The following is a 21,336-nucleotide window of genomic DNA, read 5'->3' on the forward strand; positions in this document are numbered from 1 at the left end:
CATGGCCTACTATATTGGCGTGATGTCGGGAACCAGTATGGATGGTGTAGACGCCATCCTGACTGATATTACCGACACAGCCATAGCGCCAATTGCTGCAGTTTCAATACCTTACCCAGCCGAACTTCTCGAACAACTGCATCAGCTTTGCATTGTTAGTCCTAACGAAATCAATCACCTTGGTCAGGCCGATCGCGCCGTAGGCCGGGTATTTGCCGAGGCGGTTAACAAACTTTTGGCGGAACAGCACTTATCTCCGGCTGACATTCGCGCTATTGGTTCCCATGGTCAAACCGTTCGTCACTATCCAGATGGTCCTCCCGGCAACCTGGATGACAACGGCTTTACCCTGCAAATAGGCGATCCTAATACCATTGCCACCCTGACAGGCATTGATGTAGTCGCCGACTTTCGCCGCAAAGACATCGCCTATGGCGGCCAGGGCGCCCCATTAGTGCCGGCTTTTCACGCCGCCAGATTTGCTGAAGCTGGCGAATATCGTGCAATTGTGAATATAGGCGGCTTTGCCAATATTACCGTGCTAGAGGGCGTTGATGCCGATGCGATCCGGGGCTTTGATACCGGGCCTGGCAATACGCTGATGGACGCCTGGTGTTTACAGCACCTGAACCAACCCTTTGACCGCGACGGTAACTGGGCTGCCAGCGGCAAGGTTAATCAACCATTATTGCAAAGTCTGCTCGCCGACCCCTATTTCTCGGGTACCGGACCAAAGAGTACCGGCCGGGAATATTTTAATCTGGTCTGGCTGCGCCATCACCTGCACCGTCTGAATACCGGCATTGCCGCTGAAGATGTTCAGGCCACCCTGCTGGCCCTCACGGCCACCACCATTGCTAATGCAATACGTACACTAAAGCAGGTAAGTCAGTGTTATGTCTGCGGTGGCGGTGCGTTTAACGGCCAGTTAATGACACAGTTAGACGAACTACTCCCCGACTGCACAGTAAAGGCCACGGATAGCCTGGCATTGCACCCGCAGTGGGTTGAAGGCGTTGCCTTTGCCTGGCTGGCGTGGGCCTATTTACACCGGGTGCCGGGCAATGTCCCGAATGTCACAGGCGCATCACGTGCGGTAGTGCTTGGTAGCCTGACACTGGCTGATTAATTAACCGACCAGAGTCGCAAGGGAAAACGAATAATGCGTAAACTTGATGAAACCGACATAGCGATACTGGCCTGTATCTTCAAAGATCCCTGCATAACCAACAAAGCCATTGCCAGCCATGTTAATCTGGCGCCGTCCTCCTGTCTGGAACGCATTAAACGCTTACAAAATGAGGGGATTATGTTAGGGGCCCGCAGCCAGTTTAATTACACCTTATTGGGTGGCCATATTCAGGCCATGGTGGCGGTCCGACTGGCGTCACACAACCGTGAGACTGTCGCTCAGTTTCAACAACAGCTGGTTGCTCAGAAAGAAGTGCTCAGTGTGTTTCATATGGGCGGTGAAAATGACTTTTTACTGCATGTGTGTGTGCCCGATGCCCTGCACCTGCGCGACTTTATTTTTACTCAGGTGACCGGCCGTGATGAAGTGGTTCATGTGGAAACCACCCTCATTTACGATCACGTCACCAGCAACTCTCTGCCCTACTTCGGATAAACTAAAAACCATTTTGCTGCGTAATAGTAGAAATCCGCACCGGCATTTACGTCTGTGCGTAATTGATCATTATTGAGCAAGGAGACTTAATGACAGCACCGCATTTACTATCCCCGGTCACATTTGCTGGCCAGACGCTGAAAAATCGTATGGTACTTGCCCCGCTAACCCGCGGCCGTGCCGGCCCTGACCGGGTACCGAATAAAATTATGGGCGACTATTACGTACAACGGGCCTCAGGTGGCCTGATCATCAGCGAGGCAACCAGTATTTCGCCAGAAGGCAATGGATGGGTAGATGCCCCTGGCATCTATACCAGTGAGATGACTGCCGGTTGGAAAAGTATTACCGACCGGGTACATGCTGCTGGCGGCCGTATGATCCTGCAAATGTGGCATACCGGCCGGGCCTCTCACAGCGACTTCCATAATGGCGAGCTCCCTTTTTCTGCGTCGGCAGTGGCCATTAATGACGGCGATGGTATTTACACCCCTGAAGGCAAAAAACCTTTTGAAGTGCCGCGCCCTATGGCCGTTGAAGACATTAAGCGCACCGTTGAAGATTATCGTCGGGCCGCCATTAATGCTAAAGAAGCGGGCTTTGATGGCGTGGAAGTGCACGCCGCCAATGGCTATCTGATTAATCAGTTTCTCGATAGCCGCAGTAACCAGCGTGATGACGACTATGGCGGCAGCCTGGAAAATCGTTACCGCTTCTTAGCTGAAGTCATGCAGGTGGTGCTCGATGTCTGGCCAGCAGACAAAGTTGGGGTACGCTTATCCCCTAACGGCGTGTTTAACGATATGGGCGCTGATGACTACAAAGAAACCTATCTGTTTGTGGCCGATAAACTCAATCAGCTGGAGATCGGTTATCTGCATGTGATGGACGGCCTGGCGTTTGGTTTTCATGAGCGCGGCGAAGCCATGACCCTGCAGGAGTTCCGTCATGTCTTCAAAGGATTACTCATCGGTAACTGTGGATACGATAAAGCCACTGCTGATCAACGCATCAGCAGTGGTGACGCCGATATGATCGCTTTTGGCCGACCCTGGATCACCAACCCGGATCTACCGGCGCGGTTTGCTAATGATTATCCGCTGGCGTCATTTGATGATCCGAGCCACTGGTATGGTGGTGGTAGCGAGGGCTACAGTGATTACCCGGAATACGAAGAGCAGTCTGGCATCAATCAGGCGGGAAAGCTCGTCTAACCAGCCAAACGGGGTATATTTCAATACCCCGTTTTAATCCGCTACGTCAACATGTCCACCAATGACGGTTGTGTACTGTAATGCTGGTTATGAACATCTGCCGCGACACGCTGATGTAATTCATCCAGACGTGCTGCTGGCATAAAGCCATCACTGAACCCGGGATGAATTGGGTCAATGGCCTGTTTTAGCGCCAGCACAAAATGCGCAATGAGTGATTTGACACAATCGCAGCCCATGGCAATACGCATGGTGGTTAGCGCAATACCGGCTTTTTGCTGCTCTGCACGACTCATTTCTGAATGGGAAGTTAATGCCGGACACAAGATTAATGTGTTGGTCTGGCCGATACTGATCTGATGACCGAATGCCGGTTCCAGCGAGTCAAAGAAGCGCGCAAATTGCACCCGGTCGAGTTTTGGCAAATCGAGCTCAGCGGTAAACAAAGCACAGGGCCAGCCATGAGTTTGCAGCTTCTCGCGCAGGCTGGCATTTTCGTGATGACTCAGGGCATGGCTATTCACTTTGATTTGCGGATGGGAGTCCAGGAAATGGGTAAACACCTGGGTGTTAATCACCTTGGTGATCATACGTTGTGTCAGCGTTTTCATACCGGTGAGCACATCGAAGGCTTTCTCTGAATCAAGGAATGCGCCTTTGATATAATACACATCCCAAAACAGCGTCTGCGACCAGTCCACCCCCTCACTGCTGGTGCCTTTGGGTTGGAACATACGGTGGTTTTCGCCAATCACCACCCCGGCCGTGGTGGTACCGGTCCCGCAGATATCCTTGGTATAGCTGTGTACCACATAATCCGGCCGGCAGTGTTTATCGGCATGTTGCAGAGGTTTATGCAGCACTGGCGTAGCCAGGGTGGAATCAAGCATTACCAGTAGTTGCTGAGCATGGGCGAGTTTGCAGATCCCAGGCACATCCAGCACCAGACCATGGGGATTGCAGGGCGATTCAATGTACACATGCAAACGGCTACCGCCGGCCAGTTTATCGGCATACTGCTGTTGTACATGAGCAAGGTGGTCAGCAAATTCTTCGGCCGAATAGCCGTCGAACCAGGCCAGTGTTACATTTAAGCGGTTCTCGCGGGCAAAGTAATCGTGCAGTAACTGATACACGCCGCCATACACATTGCGTGACACAATCAGGATATCGTCGTGGCTTAGTAGGTTTGATAACAGTGCATCGATAGCCGCCATGCCGGAGTTAAAATTCCACGCTAGGTATGCGCTTGCCTGATCACCCGCCTCCAGATCAACAATCGCGTTAGCCAGGGAAATATTGGTCGGGTTCATTAACCGGCTGTAAATCTGATGGGTCGACTCTTTGCCTTCAAAAGCATCTTCAATCCACTCGGTACAGGCATAAACATAGGTTGCGGTCTTTACTACCGCTGGTGTCGCCGAGAACAGTGCTGGCACGTTGTCAAAAATCGGATAATGCTGAGGCGCAGATTTATTCAGGCTCTGCCAGGTTTGGCGAAAGGGGTTTTGCAGGGTATCAAGTACTTTGGCTATCTGAAACGATAAGAACTTTTTAGCATTGAAATAACTCAGCTTGTCGGTTTGATCTAACCTTTCCAGCGTATCTCGTGTAACCTGCCAGAGTTGCTGGACGCTCTGCTGCGCGCCATAGAGATGACGAGCGGTGTCGGCCAGCGCCTGTCCGTAAGCGGTATCGGGACGAATGTTAAAATGCGCCAGTTGTTCTTCTACCAGTTGCTCTACCGAGTTCGCGTCGCTGGTATGGCGACGGGGTGACAGTGGACGACAGGTCTCCACAGAGAATGATGAGTTTGATTTCATATGAGTTCCTTTTTGCTTTAACCTGAATATAATTCGGATTAAAAACAAAATTAAGGAATATAATTCACATAAAAATCACAAATAGGAAACTTTTCTTTACTTATGCCCACTTCTACGTCATCTGCCGCCTGGCAATTCAGCATCTTAAGCCGGGATCACCAGGTTTATGCCGAGCTTCTTGCGCCCCAGTTGCCTGACAACGTCCGGTTGTCGGTTGCCACCGATGACCCTGAACAGTTTGATTGTCAGCACGTCCAGCTGGCACTGGGCGATCCCGATTTACTGGCACAGGTCGTTAACCAATGCCCACAATTAGTCTGGCTGCAATCAACCTTTGCCGGCAATGCCCCGTTGTTAAGAGCGGGCAAACGGGATTATCAGCTTACCGGAGTAAAGGGGATATTCGATCAGCAAATGCGCGAATACGTATTTTCCTATCTGTTGTATTTTGCGCGCAACATAGAAGCCTTTACCCGTGCGGAGAAAGCCCCGTCGAATAAATGGCAGCCCCCGGGCTTCGACGCCCTGGCAGGAAAAACGCTTGGCATTGCCGGAGCCGGTGACATTGCAGCGAGCCTGGTGGATGTGGCAACGGTATTTGATATGAAAGTAGTGGGGCTTAATCGCCGTGGCAGCGCCACAGCTGACTATACGCAAATGTTTATGCCCGATAACAAACTCGCCTTTGCCGCCGCCTGTGACTTTGTGCTGTGCCTGCTGCCCGACACACCCGCCACCCGCCATTTCATTGATGCTGAGTTTTTAGCGGCGATGGCACCGCACAGTATTCTGATCAACGCCGGAAGAGGTGTTGTAGTCGATGATACCGCTCTAATTACTGCGCTTTCGACACAGCAACTGCGCGCTGCCGTACTCGACGTGTTTGTGGACGAACCTTTAGCCGACAATCACCCTTACTGGACATTACCCAATGCTTACATCACCCAGCATACCGCAGCTATCTCAAGAGAGCAGGACGTAGCGATGATATTCAGAAACAACCTTATTCGGTTTCTTGAAAACGCCCCGCTCACCTACCTTTTTAACTTCGACCGGGGATATTAATCCCTCGGATCGGTAGTGGCGATATCGGCCTGTGTTTGCTGCTGTTGCCAAAAGGCCTGTAGCGCAGGATAAGCATCGAAGCTGGCTAATTCCCTGAAAGTTACCCAGTCTAATAAACAGAATAAACAGATTGCCGGATAATCCCATTGTGAGAAATGGCCCGCTTCCACTTCGCCATTCAGCGTGCTCAGCAAGGTTTCTACGCGTTCGTTATTGAGTTTGAAAAACAGTTTGTCCGGTTGGTTAGCAATGTCTGAACGCTTAAGTATCATCAGCTGCACAAACGTATCGTTAGCCGCATCAATCAGGGTCAGACGATTTTCTTCCGGCCAGCTAAGGGGCGCCAGTGCGAACTTTTCACTCAGATAACGAAACACGACTCTGGAGTCATAGATAATTAACTCGCCGTCTTCCAGCATCGGTACTTTTAAGGTCGGATTCTTGGCTTTCAGCAGTTCGCGACCCGGTCCGGCAAAAATATCCATATTGATAAACTCATAGCCTTTACCGGATAAAAACAAGCGAATACGACGAACATAGGGTGAGGTGGTAGAGCCATACAATTTCATAGAGTTTATCCCTGTACACGAAAGTAAAAAGCAGCCCTGAGGCTGCTTTCTTTACAATCATTAAACGCTGAAGCTGGCCCCGCAGCCGCAGGTAGTTGTGGCATTCGGGTTATTAACCAGAAACCGTGAGCCCTCCAGGCCGTCTACGTAATCAACCGTGCCGCCCACCAGATACTGCAGGCTCATTGGGTCCACAACCAGTGTCACGTCGTTCTTTTCGATGGCCATATCGCCTTCATTCACTTTCTCATCGAAAGTAAAACCGTACTGAAACCCCGAACAACCGCCGCCGGTAACATAGACCCGCAGCTTCAGGTTTGGATTTTCTTCTTCTTCCACCAATTCGCGGACTTTCAATGCTGCCGCGTCTGAAAAATCAATGGGTAACGCCATTTCTACCGACATATTCACCTCAATCCTGGCCGACCATACTCGGCAATCAATAGCGCTATTATCTAATACCTGAGTAAATACATCAACTATTGTCAGTCTTGTTCTGACCGCCGCCGACCACTAAATACGCTTCGTTTTCTATACGTATTCTGGCAGTCGTGGGTTTACTGTCGCCGGGATTATGACTAAATTTGACAGACAGGCCGAATAAGGTGATTGCCGTGCGTCGTATTTTACTCCTTGTTATTGCAGTATTTGTTACCGGGTGTACTTCAAATGTTACCCGCTCAACCTTAAGCGGGGATTATAAAACCCTTGCTGATGAGGGGCAGCAAACGCCCGAACTGTTGTCACTGCCCACCAATGAATTGTGGGCCTATTGTCAGAGCTTTGTGAAAAGCCGGGTATTTACGCCAATTGATGGGTGCTTCAACGAGCTCGATAAGCGATTCGAAGACGCCGACAACACCTTACTGTATCTGGTACAGGGCTGGTTTGATACGCAGTTTATTGCCCCCGGCGCCTTTGGTGAGGGCATGATCACCGAACTAAAGCTCGAAGCAGCTATGGCGAGGGGAAACCTGAAGAACGCCCACACGCTTGCCACTTCACTTTATAACCTGACCACAACCTACGCCTACCCACTGGCTGTAACCAGCACCGACTATACCGACAAATACCCGCCAATTGCGGGCTACGATGAAAGTGGCTACAGCCATATCTATCGTTTAAAACATCAGGTGCTGGCACTTGGCACACTGGGATTGATGGCTGCCCGCAATAACGCCCCTGAGCAGGCTAACCATTATGCCAGTGAAATTGCTGCCGTTGATGCCTCATCGACCAATGCCGCGCAGTGGCGACTTCCCCAGGCTAAAGCGCTGTGGCTGGGCCGTATCTATTTAACCCTGGGGGAGTTTGAAAAGGCTTATCAGGCTTCCATTATCGAGAAAAACACCCTGTATGAATTTCTCGATGACTTGAGTACCGCGCTGGATATAATCGGACCGGTCATGTATGCCGCTATGGTAGATGCCTACGGCGACACCGATTATAAAACCGCACTGAATTTTACCGCTGAGTTTGAACCGCGCTTTATGCGCCATCAGGCAGAGCTTGAAACCGGACGCCTCGCGGCGGCACAAAAGGGTTACCAAGCCATTATTAACGAGCCTAAAGTAAAAGGCTTCGGCACTGTATACTGGCAGGCACTTTATGGGCTGGGCCGCATTGCCGACTTACAGGACAATAAAACTCAGGCTATCGACTATTACCAGCAGGCAATTGAGGTTATTGAGCGACAGCGTAAGAGCATGGATACCGAGGCCGGGCGCATAGGCTTTGTGAATGACAAACAGGCCGTCTATGGTGATCTGGTGTCGTTGCTAGTAAAAGCGCAGCGCTTTAATGAGGCATACCGTTATGTGGAGCGCGCCAAGGCCCGTGCCCTGGTGGATTTACTCGCCACCAAACAGCGCTTTGGTAACCAACTGCCGCCCGCTACTGAACAAGCCCTAACGTCATTACAGTCCATCGAACAACAAACGCTCGTGAGTGCCGGCGGCATCAGCAACGAAGCCAAACGCGGCATTACCGTGCAATTGAAAACCATAGAACAAAACACGCCGCAGCTTGCTGCCCTGCTCACTGTGTCACCGCCCTCACTCTCTGCGATTCAAAGCCGGTTGAAGGAACAGCAAACCCTGCTGCTGTATTTTTTCAGTCAGGGGCGTCAGCCGGAGTTATTCACGTTTGTAGTGACGGCCACGTCGCTGACCGTGCATTCTCAGCCGATGCCGCCCCTGAAAGAAACCATTACAGCCCTGCGGAATGCCATTACTCAGAGTGCCAGCGACGCCTGGCAAAAAGAGGCTGCGCAGCTTTACACCCATTTAATTGCACCGGTAGCCAACAAACTCAGCACTACCGAAACGCTTACCATCGTGCCCCACGGCTCGCTTCACTACCTGCCGTTTAATATTCTTACCACTCCCGACAATCGCCTGCTTAGCGAACAGTTTAGTTTGCGCCTGCTGCCCGCGGCCTCGGTACTGCAGTTTGTCGATGAAAAGGTAGCTGGTGAACAGTTGCTGGCGCTGGCCAACCCAGATTTAAACGCGCCGGAACTGGATTTGCCCGGCGCTCAGCGCGAAGCTCAGCAAATCGGGGAACTCTGGCCACAAAGTCAGATTTTTAGTCGCGCACAGGCGTCTGAAACCTTATTAAAAAAACAGTCGGACCGCTTTCAAATTATCCATCTGGCCTCCCATGGCGTGTTTAATCCTGATGCGCCGCTGCAGTCGCAGCTGCTTCTGGCTGCCGATGCTGCCAACGATGGCTTCCTAACAGTGCCTGAAATTTACGACTTAAGCCTTAATGCCAACCTGGTGGTGCTGTCGGCCTGCGAAACGGGCTTAGGCGGTATCTCAGCCGGTGATGATGTGGTGGGCTTAAACCGGGGTTTTTTGTTTGCCGGGGCCAACGGTATTGTGAGTAGCCTGTGGCAGGTGCCTGACGAAGCCACCACTTATCTGATGAGCCGCTTTTATACTTATTTGCAGTCTGAAGCGCCGAGCTCAGCACTGACAGCAGCGCAGCAGGATACCCGCGCGCTGTACCCGCATCCCTTTTACTGGGCCGCGTTTCAGTTAACTGGCGGGCAATAAACCCCGTCGCTAAAAAGGAGTTTTAGCCTTGGCCAGTGCAGATATCGCCACACAATATGAACAATCGGGGTACGTTTACAGGCAGGCTTTTCTTGCCGGGCAGGAGCTTGATCAGTTGCGCCGGATCACCGCTCGCTTTCACCAGCAATGGCGGCAGGAAAATCAGGGCTTTTATCGGCAACGGGCTATAAACTCCGCCTACCTTACCCATGCTGAGCGCATGTCAGGCGAAGACCGCTCCGCAATGTTCACCATTATTGGCTCTGCCAAAATGGCGTCAGTGGTTAAGCCATTATTGTCTGATGGTGCTGCATTTATGAATACCCAGCTATTTTTTGACCCGCATAACCCACAGCAAAAAAATTACTGGCACCGGGATACCCAGTACCTCTACTCGCCGGAGGAGGAGCAAGCACAACTCGGCTCAACCCGTGTACTGCATTATCGCTTAGCACTGTATGATGAACCGGGTATCGAACTTATTCCCGGTTCGCATAGCAACTGGGACAATTCGGAAGAACTCAACGTCCGGCTGGCTCGCAATGGCCGCGAGTCTCATCACGACTTACCCCGCGGTCAGCAAATAAAACTCGACGCCGGCGATTTACTGATTTTCGATGCCGCTATGATGCATCGCGGTTTATACGGCAATAATCGTTTTGCCCTGGATGTGCTGTTTTGTGAAGTACGTCCGGATCTCCTGCAATACGTGGACGCCAACTGTTTACCCGATGAGGCGATCCTCGACGAGCTCGACTTTCCCGCGCCCTTTGAGACCAGCCGCAACGCCCTACGACAAACTCCGTAACAATTTAACCCGGCGCGGATATATCACCGCTTTTCGGCAGTGGTATAGTAGAGGTAAGTCAATCCCGGTTAAATAACGTTGCTACTATGGAACATCCATCAGTCACTAATCATCCGCTTTATACCCAGGAGTTGCCCTGCCTGGGTAAACTGCCAAGCGAACCGATTTCGCCCGGTTACCGCAAACTGAACCTGACAGTAACGCTGGTTATTTCGCTCCTTGTCTTTGCGGTTTTAATGATGGTGGCTTATCAGCCATGGTTTATCCTGCCGGTAGAACTGGAATATTCTATTGAGGTTGCGGCCGCGCTCACTGCCCTCCTCGGCGGGCTGATATTTACTTACCACTATTTTGCCGACCGGCTGATTTATTACACTCTGAGAGAACAGGACATCGTGCTGTTTAAAGGACTGATCTTTAAAAAGGTCATCTGTCAACCCATGTTAAGGATCCAGCATATTGATATTCAACGGGGTCCTCTGGAACGGCTGGCCGGGCTGGCAACACTGAAAGTCTACTCAGCCGGGGGTAGCGACCATACTCTGGCTATTCCGGGACTGCCCGAGGAGACGGCCGAGAAAATGCGCCAGTTTGTGTTGAACCATTCAGACCTCACCCGGGATTAGTCGTGACAACCTCAACAGAATCTGTACAGACAGCGTCAACGCAGTGGCAGCGGTTATCGCCCTGGTCGGTTCTGCATTTCTTGTTTTTGCAATTAAAGCAGTCGGTCAGCTTTGCCATTTATATTGTTCCTGCCTATGTTGTGGGTGGTCATAAACTGATTGATTCTGAGTACTTTCCCCTGTTGCTACTGGTAATGGGTGGGGGCTGGGCTATTTCGTCGGTCCTGAAATATTATTTCTTTCAGTTTACGGTAACGGATAAAGGCATAGCTATCCGTTCCGGTGTGCTGGACCGCACCTTTACTGATCTACCCTATGAGCGGATCCAAAATGTGAAGTTCGATCAGCCCTTTTATTTTCGCTTTAATGATTTACGTATCGTCACCCTGGACACCGCTGGCTCCGCTAAACAGGAAGCCCTGTTTGCCGGGGTGACCTCAGCGTACGCACAGTTTTTAAAAGAAACGGTAATGCGTGCACATCGTCAACAGTTGGTAACCGAGGACACACCAACATTACCGACTACAGACGAGCAGCTACTTAACGAACGTTCCATTCGCGACCTGATTTTGCATGGCATTACCAACAACAGGGTGTGGATTGTACTGGGCACCCTGGCGCCTTTTTATGAACAAATCTCCGGGGTTATTTTTCGCCAGATGAATGCCCTGCGCCCACAGGCGGAAGCCTGGCTCGGTGAGCAGGTGGTGGCGTTATGGTATGTAGGTGTGATGAGCGTTCTGATTGCCATTGTACTGCTGATCCTGATGGCGCTCTTCTCCATAGGTGGCAGTGTGCTGATGTTTTATGGTTACCGCCTCACCCGGCAAGGCGATAAATACATTCGCAAGAGTGGTCTGCTGAACCGTCAGGAAGTCAGTATGAAACGCTCCCGAGTGCAGATTGCCCGTCAGCAACAAGACTGGCTCGACCGACTACTCGGCCGGGTCAATCTTTACTTTGAACAAAATGTCACCGGCCGGACTAACCCCAACGAACTCAAGGCAACCCATAAGCTACTGGTGCCGTCGGTGACTGTTGCCGAGTCAGATGAGCTAACCAGCAATGTCTTCTCAGCGCAGCAAGCCCGGCATATGAATTTCGAGCCGATCCATATACGCTACTTCTGGCGCCAGTTGATGCTGAAGATCCTACCACTTACTGCCCTGGTTGGCTTCGTCTGCGTTAAGGTACTTGGCGCGGCAGGTGCATTGCCGATCCTGCTGATATTGAGTGCTATGACAACCCTGACATACCTTCACTGGCAGCGCTGGGGAATTGCCAGTGACGCTAACTACATTTATGTTCGTAAAGGGATTATAGGCATCGATTACTGGTGCTTTCCGCTTGCTAAGGTGCAACAGGTTGAGGTCAGACAAAGCCTGTTTATGCGCCGTCGCCGGCTCAGCACCTTAGGTTTTGTGCTGGCCAGTGGCAGAGTAAAAGTCCCCTTTGTTGCCACCGATTTCGCTTCACCACTGATTGACAGGGTTTTATATGAAGTCGAGGTGAAAAAGCCCGGCTGGATGTAATTACCACCACCGGGGATGGCGTCTGCACTTACTGTTCAGCCACCAGAATATCCTGCCAGTTGTAGCTGCGCTGATAGTCACCCCGGCGCCGCTTATATTGATAAACCGTGGTAGTAAACTCAATGCTTTCAGGCGCAAAGTTTTCCGGTAGTTGCAGGTATAAAGTCACCGGCTGAAAATATTTAAATCCGTAAGTCACATTTCCCTCTGGCAAAATGCCATTGTTATCAGAGGTGAGAATACGATGTTTGCCATTCTGAATGCCGGTAACCGCGACTTTAAGATCGCCGCGAACAATAGCGCTCACCGCGCGTTGTTGCAGTAACACCATGGTCGCTTTAAAGTAACCATCGGTCGTCGTCGGAAAGAGCTCCAGACCATCAATAAAAAAGCCGTCCTGAGTCGTTTCTGGCGCAATCACATGCTGATAAAACGCCTTATCTTTTTGCAGATTAAAGATGACTTCTTCCAGGCGCACCACTTCCTCCTTGAGCTGCTCGGCGCGCATTTCGGCCAGTTCAAGCTTCACGTCCAGTTGATTAGCCTGGGTCTGAAGCTGTTCATTCTCGGTTTGCAGGTTGCTGATGGAGTGTTGCAGTTGTCGGGTTTCATCGACTAGCTGGCCACGCTCTGCGTTGGCAAGAAACATCCCGAAGACCAGCATCGCCAGCAGACTGGCGCCTAACAGCAGTATAGTGCGGGTCTGACCCAGCTTCTGAGGTATTTCAGATAAGTGCATGGCAATCACTGTGGAACTAAAAACCGAACTTTGCCCGTTTTACCGCAATTATTCAAATATTCCTCGGTTTATGCCCGCCATAGGCAGACCATTGCTTTGCAAACCAACTACTTGTGATACTATTTAGCTATTCCTTACCAGCTTTCCTTATTTATGCAATTGCGCGCACTGCGACAAGAACTGGCTCACCCCCGCACCTCCGTTCAGGTCTGCTTGCTTGGGATCATTGCTGGTGTTACGTCAGCGCTGCTTATTGTCCTTTTTCGTTTAGGCATAGACTGGTTACAAACCTCAGGCGTTAGTCTGTTACAGCAGTGGGGATTGAGCGCTAAATGGGTGTGGGTAGTCATGCCAATTTCAGCCGTTATTGCTATTCTGCTGATTGCTTTTCTGACCGGCTTTAAGCACTACCGATTGGGTATTCCTTTCGTCATTCACCGCGTAAAGCAACACTACGGCCATATCCCCTGGCGCACGACCGTTAATCAGTTTTTTGGCGGAATGCTGGCGCTGGCCGGCGGCTTTGTAGTTGGCCGGGAAGGGCCGTCAGTTCACCTTGGCGCGGCCGGTAGCAGTTTGTTTGGTCAGGCGCTTAGATTGCCTCAAAACAGCATTCGTACCCTGGCGGGTTGTGGTATTGCAGCGGGCATATCAGCCTCTTTTAATACCCCTTTTGCGGCAGTCATTTTTGTTATGGAAGTGGTATTAAGAGAATATAAAATTCACGTTTTCGTGCCGGTAATGCTGGCGGCGGCTTGTGGTTCCGTGATCACCCGGATCGTGTTTGGCGAAGGTAACGAACTAGCCTACTTTTCTTTTTCATCGTTCAGCCAGTGGCTGTATCTGTACCTGATTGTATTTGGCTGTCTGCTCGGTGTGCTGGCCACTTTGTTTAATCAGTTACTGATGTCAGTGATGAAAGCCTTCCGTAAAGTCTCCATGGTCTGGCGTTTGTTACTCGCCGGACTCTTAACAGCCATTGGCGGTGCATTATTACCCGAAGCCCTTGGCGCCAATTTCGAAGATGTCAATGCGTTGTTTTCTACTCATCCCACGGCGCTGATCCTGCTTGAGATTCTGTTAATGAAATTCCTGCTGGCCACCTTCGCTATTGGCCTTGGTATCCCAGGCGGCATTATTGGCCCGGTGATGGTACTGGGTATGTTGTCCGGTGCCGTTTTACTGCTGCCCGTAGCCCATTGGTTACCGCTGGATGATTTTACCTCCAGTTTTGCTCTGCTCGGCATTGCCGGCATGCTTACCGCCGTACTGCACGCCCCGCTGGCCGCCCTGTCGGCGGTGATGGAGTTGTCCTACCGGCCGGAAATCATCTTACCCGCGATATTAGTGATCGTACCAGCTTACGTCACTGCCACCCAGTTTTTGGGCAACCGCTCTATTTTCATTCAGCAACTGGATTTTCAGAAGCTCCCTTATGCCATTACTTCTATTCGCGAGGCGCTGGAGAAGACCGGCGTACTGGCGGCTATGGAAAGGGACTTCAAGCTCTTTTATGATGCACCTGAAGCGGCCCTGGAGAAAGTGCTGTCGAACAATCCAACCCAAACGGTTATTCAACAGAATCGCTTCGAACAGGATATTCACTACTCCTGGGTACACTATGATGTCAGTTTGGACCGTCATGCTCACCCCATCAGCTATCAGGCAATGCAGGGCGTATCAGCCCAGGCAACCCTGGCGGAAGTCTATGAGCTGCTGAAAAGCACCCGTTCGGGGGCGGTTTATATTTTTGAAGATGATCCGGCAAAAATCACCGGCGTAATCACCTGGAACCGGTTGCAGAGTTTTCTGCAACGCGCTCAGTTTTAATAAGAGACAATACGATGACAATACTGTGGTTAAAAGCCCTGCACATTTTTTTTATGGTGGCCTGGTTTGCTGGTATCTTTTATTTACCCCGCTTGTTTGTTTACCATGCCGAAACCGGTGAACAGGCGGTGAAAGACCAGTTTAAAGTAATGGAACGCCGACTGTGGCTGTTTGTTACCCCTTTTGCTCTGTTAACCTTGGTATTTGGTCTGGCTCTCATCTACACTTATGGCTATGCATGGTTTGCCGCATCGACCTGGTTGCATATTAAGCTAGTGTTGGTCGCTTTGCTGTACGTTTATCATTTTTATCTGTGGTCACTGGTTAAACAATTTGCAGCCGATAAGATCATGCATTCGTCGCGCTATTTCCGTATTTTAAATGAAGCACCTGTACTGATTTTGCTCGCTGTGGTATTACTGGCGGTGGTAAAATTTATTTAGGGCAAGACCGCTATAAAGCCCTGACAACCCACACCCCCCTAATGGAAGTCGTGGTGTTTTAAAGGACCAATTTAAATGGATGTAAACAACCAGTTACTGAAGGAACTGCTGCATAAAACCGACATAGCCTTTCGCGCGCTGATGGATGAACCGGCGTCCTCCGAACGTCAGTCAGCCTATGATGAGGCAAAGATGGAGCTTGATCGCTACGTGGTTAAGTTTCGCGAACAACTTCAGTATCGTAATAGTCACAAAGTCCGCTAAGCTATATTCTCAGGTTGTCTTTGGGACCACCTCAAACTGATTAGGCAGTACCTGCACTAATTCACCGCTTATCGCTACATATTCATTTAGCATCGACGGCAAACTTGCCGCCAGACGCGGCAAACCAGCTGCCAGCTGCTGTCGTTTTTCGGGCGGTGTTTGTTGCAACCTCGATTGCGGGTCGGCTAGGGTGCTAAATAACTTTAAACATCGGTTAAGCCGGTCAGAGAGGGCTGGCAAATCCAATGTTTGCTCACCCAATTGCCAGGCTTGCTGCCACTGCTTTTCCAGTTGCTGGTGGGCCGTTAGCAGACCTTTCAGCCACTGTTGTAACTCGTCATGTTGCCCCCCTTCGCCGCGCCACTGATACGCTTCAGCAAGCAAGCGCTCATCTTTACGCATGCTGTCCAGCGTATCCCGTAACCGGCCCATCAGATAATCGGCCAGTTCATCGGCCTGATGCTTGCTGATAGCGGTGTTCGCATTCGCGCGGATTAACCAGGGCATCCACTGCTCAGGCATAGGGATTTCCGGGCAGGCTGCTACACCAAAAATGAGCCCTTCCAGATATGCCTGTTCAGGTAATACGGCAACCATTGCCAATTTTTCATAGTCAGTCCTGCTGCCAACCATGCCATTCCCCTAAGATACTAAATGGTGTTAATGTACTTTGACACAGAGCGTAATAGCTCACAGCACTTGTGCCCGTACATCAAATAATAACAAGAGTGTAACATGTCGCAACGCCGAACCAAGTCAGGGTTTATTATTGCCGCCGCCTTTATCGGCCCCGGCACCGTTTCCACGGCCAGTCTGGCCGGTGCTAACTTTGGATTTCATTTGGTCTGGGCTTTAGTATTCTCCGTGCTGGCCACCATTATTTTGCAGGACATGGCGGTAAGACTGGGCTATGCCACACGCTCAGGTATGAGTGAGGCGTTACGTACGCAGATTACCAATCCGGTTGTCCGTGCGCTGCTATCTTTGGTGGTTGTCGGCGCAATTGGTGTCGGTAATGCTGCCTATGAGTCGGGCAACCTGACCGGTGCCGCCATCGGCCTGAACAATATTGCTGGCATTGGCATCCCGGCCTGGAGCTGCCTGCTCGGTGGTTTAGCCATCGTGCTGCTAGGAAGCGGCCACTATAAACTAATCGAAACCGTTCTGGTAATGCTGGTTGCCATTATGGCCATGGTATTTGTCGTCACCTTTGCGGTCAGTGAGCCAGACTGGAGAGCGATGGCAGACCAAGTGTTCGCGCCGGTGGCCTCCATGAACAGCATTACCACCATTCTGGCTCTGATCGGCACCACCATTGTGCCCTATAATCTGTTTCTGCATGCTAGCCTGATCGCACAAAGTGAACAGGATAGCTCGCAACCTGCCGGCTACTATCGTCGTCAGTCAGCGCTGGCCATTGGCGTAGGCGGTCTGATAACCCTGTTTATTATGGCCACTGCCATGCAGGCTTTTTACGGACAGACCGAGGCGCTAAATGCGGGTAATCTGGCAAAACAACTTGCGCCGCTGTTAGGTGAATTCGCCGAACTGTTTTTTGCTCTGGGTATGTTTGCCGCGGGCTTAACCAGTGCCATTACCGCCCCCCTTGCGGCGGCTTATGCCGTTACTGGTGCTTTAAACAAACCGTCTGACATGCGTGGTAGTTGGTTCAGGGCGGTCTGGCTCAGTATTATCCTTATCGGCGTGGGGTTTACCTTAAGCGGCACTAAACCTCTGCTGGCTATTATGTTTGCCCAGGCTGCTAATGGCTTGTTGTTACCCATTATTGCCCTGTTGCTGTTATTTATGATGAATCGCCACTCGCAGTTAGGTTTGTTGAAAAACCACTGGAGTGCAAATGTTGCCGGGCTGATTGTGGTGGGCTTAATTGGCTGGCTTAGCTGGCAAAAACTTATGTAGGTAACGGGACCCGGATAGCTACCGGGTCCCAACCAAGAAGCGAAACTAGCTGCTTAATCGGTCGAGAATATCTTTAAGCATGGCGCGGCTGCAACCAAAGTTGATCCGGAAGAACCCAGACTCACCAAAATCACGGCCCGGAGACGGTCCGACGCCTTTGCTTTCACACCATTTAAGCACATCTTCCACCCCCAGTCCGGTAGCATCAATCCAGGCCAGGAAGGTGGCCTCTGATGACACCACTTCAAGGCCATCAATGGCGTTGATACGCTCAACCAGATAATCGCGGTTGCCGCGCAAATAGGCAATCTGCTCAGCCAGCCAGTCATCACATTGCGTAAAGGCCGCTGCAGAGGCCACCAGCCCCATGACATTTGCCCAGGGCACAATCCCCGCGGCCCCCTGGGTAAACTTGCGGCGCAAAGAGGCATCCGGAATAATCGCAAAAGAGGTGCCAAGGCCAGCCACATTAAAGGTTTTACTGGCCGCCATCAGGGTAACACTGCGCTTAGCCAACTGTTCAACGCGGCCGGCCGGGATATGATGCACGCCCTCTTCCAGAATAAGATCGCAGTGGATCTCGTCAGAACACAACGTCACGTTATGGCGGGCACAAATATCCGCAACAGCATCTATTTCTGCCGCTGTCATCACCGAGCCAACCGGATTCATCGGATTACACAGAATCATCAGCTTACAGAGCTGATCCGCGGCCTGTTCTTCCAGCGCAGTCAGGTCGATGGTCCAGCGTCCGGCTTCCCGTTTGGTGGGAATGTCTATCCGCTGGGTATTATTCAATCCCGGCGCTGCCAGTAAGGGCGGATAATTAGGCGTTTGAATAAGTACCTTATCACCCGGCTCACAATAGGCTTTAATGGCCACGTTAAAGGCCGGTACTACGCCAGGAGTCCAGACTATCCAGTCGGCTTCGATGGCCCAGTCGTGCTTATCTTTAAGCCAGCGCATCACGGCCTGATTTGCAGGCTGATGCTGAGCCGGTAGTGAGTAACCTAAATTGCCGTACTCGGTTTGTTTCTGAATCGCCTCAAGAATAGGCTGCGCACAGCGAAATTCGGTATCGGCGACCCAACAGGGAATGACATCCTGCCCCGCGTATTTTTGCCATTTGAAAGACCAAAAGTCACGACGATCGGGGGTATTATCAAATTGACTCAATGTTGCTACCTTTTAATTCGGAGAAAGCGGCATACACCACTATTTTGCATATGACGACATAGTTTGCTTGATCAGACCAACCAGTTTTTTGCGCACAATAGGCTTTACCAGATAGGCAACCGCACCTAATTGACGGGCAAGCAATTTGGTTTGTCTGGATTCATAGGCGGTCATAAAGATGAAGGGAAACATTAAATCTGCCGATCGAACGTCCCGCAGTAAGGCCAGCCCATCAAATCCGGGCATCACCATATCACTAATTACTATGTCGAGTGAATCGGATGTTTGTTTAAGCAGGAATTCACGCGCCAATGCACTGTTGGAAAAGCTAACAACATTTACCGGCAGCTCAGACTCCAGTGCATCAACGATGAGTTCAAGCGTGATTTCGTCGTCGTCAATGACAGCGATATTAAGTGGTTGCATGATCCATCTTTAAAAAAATAGTCTGACTATAATTTTAATAGAAAAAGGCCGGTTGTGTTAACAACCGGCCTTTTTACTTGAACCATTCAACGTTTCACTTGCAAGCAGTGAATTACTTTGGCGCGCGTGATGCCCGCTTACGGTCGTTTTCGGTCAGCAGCTTCTTACGAATACGAATGCTTTCTGGCGTGACTTCTACCAGTTCGTCTTCGTCGATAAACTCAAGCGCCTGTTCCAGTGACATCTTCACCGGCGGTACCAGGGTTTGCGCTTCGTCAGTACCGGAAGCACGAACGTTAGTCAGCTGCTTGCCTTTTAACGCGTTTACGGTCAGGTCGTTGTCACGGCTGTGAATACCGATAACCATTCCTTCGTAAACTTCTACGCCGTGTCCGATAAACAAACGACCACGCTCCTGCAGGTTAAACAGGGCGTTAGTCAGCGCTTTACCGTTAGCGTTGGCAATCAATACACCATTCTTACGCTTACCAATTACGCCGCCTTTATGCGGACCGTAGTGGTCGAATGAATGGTACAGTAAGCCTGAGCCTGAGGTCAGTGTCATAAAGTCAGTCTGGAAACCAATTAAGCCACGGCTGGGGATCATAAAGTCGATACGTACACGACCTTTACCATCCGGTGACATGTCGGTCATTTCTGCCTTACGCAGACCCAACTGCTCCATGATAGAGCCCTGATGCTGCTCTTCACAGTCAATGGTCAGCGTTTCAAACGGTTCCAGCAGCTGGCCGTCTTCTTCTTTGATGATTACTTCAGGACGTGATACCGCCAGCTCGTAACCTTCTCGACGCATATTCTCAATCAGGATACCTAAATGCAGTTCACCACGGCCTGATACGCGGAATTTATCCGGATCGCTGGTTTCCTCAACACGCAGAGCAACGTTGTGTACCAGTTCGTCCTGCAGACGCTCAAGGATATTACGTGAAGTCACGTATTTACCTTCTTTACCTGCAAACGGCGACGTGTTGACCTGGAAGGTCATGGTGACCGTTGGTTCATCAACGGTTAACGCCGGTAAGGCTTCAACAGTGTTGATATCACAGATGGTGTCAGAAATTTTCAGCTCACCCAGACCACTGATAGCGATGATATCGCCAGCAGTCGCGTATTCTACTTCATGACGTTGCAGACCAAGGTAGCCATATACCAGGCCAACTTTACCGTTACGCTTCTTGCCATCCGCGCCAACGATAGTCACCTGCTGGTTAAGCTTTACGCTACCACGCTTAATACGGCCAACCCCGATTACACCCACGTAGGAGTTGTAATCAAGTTGCGAGATCTGCATCTGCAGCGCGCCTTCGATATCAGCATCCGGTGGTGACACCTGATCAATGATAGTCTGGAACAGCGCCGTCATATCTTCTGCTGGCTCATCAGCGTCCAGTGACGCCCAGCCATTCAGTGCTGAGGCATAAACCACCTGGAAATCCAGTTGGTCGTCGGTGGCGCCCAGGTTATCAAACAGGTCGAAAACCTGATCCATTACCCAGTCAGGGCGCGCGCCAGGTTTGTCGATTTTGTTGATTACCACAATCGGCTTTAAACCCTGGGCAAATGCTTTTTGCGTTACGAAACGCGTTTGCGGCATAGGGCCTTCTTGCGCATCAACAAGCAGCAGTACCGAGTCAGCCATTGACATTACGCGCTCAACCTCACCGCCGAAATCGGCGTGTCCGGGAGTGTCTACGATATTGATGCGGTAATCGTTCCAGTTGATGGCGGTGTTTTTCGCCAGGATGGTAATACCACGTTCTTTTTCAATATCGTTAGAATCCATCACGCGTTCCTGTGCCTCGCCTCTGGTTTCTAAAGTACCAGACTGCTGCAGCAGTTTATCTACCAGGGTAGTTTTACCATGGTCAACGTGCGCGATGATCGCGATATTTCTTAGCTTATTGATGTCAGTTACATTCATTGAATTTCAACCCGCAAAACGCTCCCACGCAACATCATTACCGATGCAACAAAGAGATTTTGCAATTTTCTCGTACAGATAAAAGGAAATGAGCGCGGATTGTACAGAAATTCTCACTGCATTGCGCCTGTTTTTTTATGTTTAAAGAAAAATTAATCTGTTGATTAAGCCCGCTGGCAGTGAAAGAATGCTAGAGGGAAACAAAGCGTTATCGCCGCGTCCCTCTGCACCAAAAACAAGCGCAAAATCACCATAATAGTGCAGAACGAGTTA

At 50.7% G+C, this 21,336-nt stretch carries 20 protein-coding genes; 12 read left to right on the forward strand and 8 right to left on the reverse strand.

What is annotated here, in order from left to right; genetic code table 11:
* Position 1: 1 nt before the first annotated feature.
* The 3 genes from AC2T0J_RS01330 (at position 2) to AC2T0J_RS01340 (ending at position 2,841) form a co-directional block, all read left to right on the forward strand.
* Positions 2–1,129 carry an anhydro-N-acetylmuramic acid kinase gene (locus AC2T0J_RS01330; protein ID WP_489808411.1) on the forward strand — a complete coding sequence of 376 codons (1,128 nt, stop codon included), beginning with the start codon at positions 2–4 and terminating at the stop codon, positions 1,127–1,129.
* A gap of 33 nt (positions 1,130–1,162) precedes the next feature.
* Positions 1,163–1,627 carry an Lrp/AsnC family transcriptional regulator gene (locus AC2T0J_RS01335; protein WP_489808412.1) on the forward strand — a complete coding sequence of 155 codons (465 nt, stop codon included), beginning with the start codon at positions 1,163–1,165 and terminating at the stop codon, positions 1,625–1,627.
* An 89-nt stretch (positions 1,628–1,716) separates the two neighbouring features.
* Positions 1,717–2,841, forward strand: coding sequence for an alkene reductase (locus AC2T0J_RS01340; RefSeq protein WP_489808413.1), 1,125 nt, complete (start codon positions 1,717–1,719; stop codon positions 2,839–2,841).
* Positions 2,842–2,882: 41 nt separating this feature from the next.
* Here AC2T0J_RS01340 and AC2T0J_RS01345 read toward each other — a convergent pair whose 3' ends face one another.
* Complete coding sequence (locus tag AC2T0J_RS01345) at positions 2,883–4,664, reverse strand: trans-sulfuration enzyme family protein (protein WP_489808414.1); 1,782 nt, start codon at positions 4,662–4,664, stop codon at positions 2,883–2,885.
* 102 nt (positions 4,665–4,766) lie between these two features.
* Here AC2T0J_RS01345 and AC2T0J_RS01350 point away from each other — a divergent pair, with 102 nt between their 5' ends.
* Positions 4,767–5,729, forward strand: a complete 963-nt coding sequence (locus tag AC2T0J_RS01350) for a D-2-hydroxyacid dehydrogenase (protein WP_489808415.1) — start codon at positions 4,767–4,769, stop codon at positions 5,727–5,729.
* Here the strand turns inward: AC2T0J_RS01350 and AC2T0J_RS01355 are convergent.
* Together AC2T0J_RS01355 and erpA are read right to left on the reverse strand one after the other, a co-directional pair.
* Complete coding sequence (locus tag AC2T0J_RS01355) at positions 5,726–6,298, reverse strand: glutathione S-transferase family protein (RefSeq protein ID WP_489808416.1); 573 nt, start codon at positions 6,296–6,298, stop codon at positions 5,726–5,728. The two genes, AC2T0J_RS01350 and AC2T0J_RS01355, sit on opposite strands and share 4 nt — an antisense overlap.
* 60 nt (positions 6,299–6,358) lie before the next feature.
* Complete coding sequence (gene erpA / locus AC2T0J_RS01360) at positions 6,359–6,703, reverse strand: iron-sulfur cluster insertion protein ErpA (protein ID WP_489808417.1); 345 nt, start codon at positions 6,701–6,703, stop codon at positions 6,359–6,361.
* A gap of 179 nt (positions 6,704–6,882) precedes the next feature.
* Between erpA and AC2T0J_RS01365 the strand changes: the two genes are divergently transcribed.
* The 4 genes from AC2T0J_RS01365 (at position 6,883) to AC2T0J_RS01380 (ending at position 12,323) form a co-directional block, all read left to right on the forward strand.
* Positions 6,883–9,357, forward strand: coding sequence for a CHAT domain-containing protein (locus AC2T0J_RS01365; RefSeq protein ID WP_489808418.1), 2,475 nt, complete (start codon positions 6,883–6,885; stop codon positions 9,355–9,357).
* 28 nt (positions 9,358–9,385) lie between these two features.
* Positions 9,386–10,165 (forward strand): phytanoyl-CoA dioxygenase family protein, encoded by a 780-nt coding sequence (locus tag AC2T0J_RS01370; RefSeq protein ID WP_489808419.1) that lies wholly within the window; start codon positions 9,386–9,388, stop codon positions 10,163–10,165.
* Positions 10,166–10,251: 86 nt separating this feature from the next.
* Positions 10,252–10,791 (forward strand): PH domain-containing protein, encoded by a 540-nt coding sequence (locus AC2T0J_RS01375; RefSeq protein ID WP_489808420.1) that lies wholly within the window; start codon positions 10,252–10,254, stop codon positions 10,789–10,791.
* Between the two features lie 2 nt (positions 10,792–10,793).
* Positions 10,794–12,323, forward strand: a complete 1,530-nt coding sequence (locus AC2T0J_RS01380; protein ID WP_489808421.1) for a PH domain-containing protein — start codon at positions 10,794–10,796, stop codon at positions 12,321–12,323.
* 28 nt (positions 12,324–12,351) lie between these two features.
* Here AC2T0J_RS01380 and AC2T0J_RS01385 read toward each other — a convergent pair whose 3' ends face one another.
* The gene (locus AC2T0J_RS01385; protein WP_489808422.1) at positions 12,352–13,062 is read right to left on the reverse strand and encodes a DUF6776 family protein; all 711 of its coding nucleotides are present in this window, start codon (positions 13,060–13,062) and stop codon (positions 12,352–12,354) included.
* A gap of 153 nt (positions 13,063–13,215) precedes the next feature.
* Here AC2T0J_RS01385 and AC2T0J_RS01390 point away from each other — a divergent pair, with 153 nt between their 5' ends.
* The 3 genes from AC2T0J_RS01390 (at position 13,216) to AC2T0J_RS01400 (ending at position 15,599) form a co-directional block, all read left to right on the forward strand.
* Entirely contained in the window at positions 13,216–14,892 is a 1,677-nt protein-coding gene (locus AC2T0J_RS01390; RefSeq protein ID WP_489808423.1) for a chloride channel protein, read from the forward strand.
* 14 nt (positions 14,893–14,906) lie between these two features.
* Positions 14,907–15,335: a CopD family protein gene (locus tag AC2T0J_RS01395; RefSeq protein ID WP_489808424.1), complete on the forward strand. Its 429-nt coding sequence runs from the start codon at positions 14,907–14,909 to the stop codon at positions 15,333–15,335.
* Between the two features lie 75 nt (positions 15,336–15,410).
* Entirely contained in the window at positions 15,411–15,599 is a 189-nt protein-coding gene (locus AC2T0J_RS01400; protein WP_489808425.1) for a hypothetical protein, read from the forward strand.
* Positions 15,600–15,608: 9 nt separating this feature from the next.
* On the opposite strand, the gene AC2T0J_RS01405 is transcribed toward AC2T0J_RS01400, so the two are convergent.
* Positions 15,609–16,232 (reverse strand): UPF0149 family protein, encoded by a 624-nt coding sequence (locus tag AC2T0J_RS01405; RefSeq protein ID WP_489808426.1) that lies wholly within the window; start codon positions 16,230–16,232, stop codon positions 15,609–15,611.
* Positions 16,233–16,334: 102 nt separating this feature from the next.
* On the opposite strand from AC2T0J_RS01405, the gene AC2T0J_RS01410 reads away from it, so the two are divergent.
* Positions 16,335–17,519: an Nramp family divalent metal transporter gene (locus AC2T0J_RS01410; RefSeq protein WP_489808427.1), complete on the forward strand. Its 1,185-nt coding sequence runs from the start codon at positions 16,335–16,337 to the stop codon at positions 17,517–17,519.
* A gap of 45 nt (positions 17,520–17,564) precedes the next feature.
* On the opposite strand, the gene AC2T0J_RS01415 is transcribed toward AC2T0J_RS01410, so the two are convergent.
* The 3 genes from AC2T0J_RS01415 to typA form a co-directional block, all read right to left on the reverse strand.
* Positions 17,565–18,695, reverse strand: a complete 1,131-nt coding sequence (locus tag AC2T0J_RS01415; protein ID WP_489808428.1) for a MalY/PatB family protein — start codon at positions 18,693–18,695, stop codon at positions 17,565–17,567.
* A gap of 39 nt (positions 18,696–18,734) precedes the next feature.
* On the reverse strand, positions 18,735–19,121 hold the full coding sequence (locus tag AC2T0J_RS01420; protein WP_489808429.1) for a response regulator: 387 nt from the start codon (positions 19,119–19,121) through the stop codon (positions 18,735–18,737).
* Between the two features lie 112 nt (positions 19,122–19,233).
* Complete coding sequence (gene typA / locus AC2T0J_RS01425) at positions 19,234–21,063, reverse strand: translational GTPase TypA (RefSeq protein ID WP_489808430.1); 1,830 nt, start codon at positions 21,061–21,063, stop codon at positions 19,234–19,236.
* Positions 21,064–21,336: the final 273 nt, after the last annotated feature.

It is taken from the genome of Alteromonas sp. ISO5 (assembly GCF_058105165.1).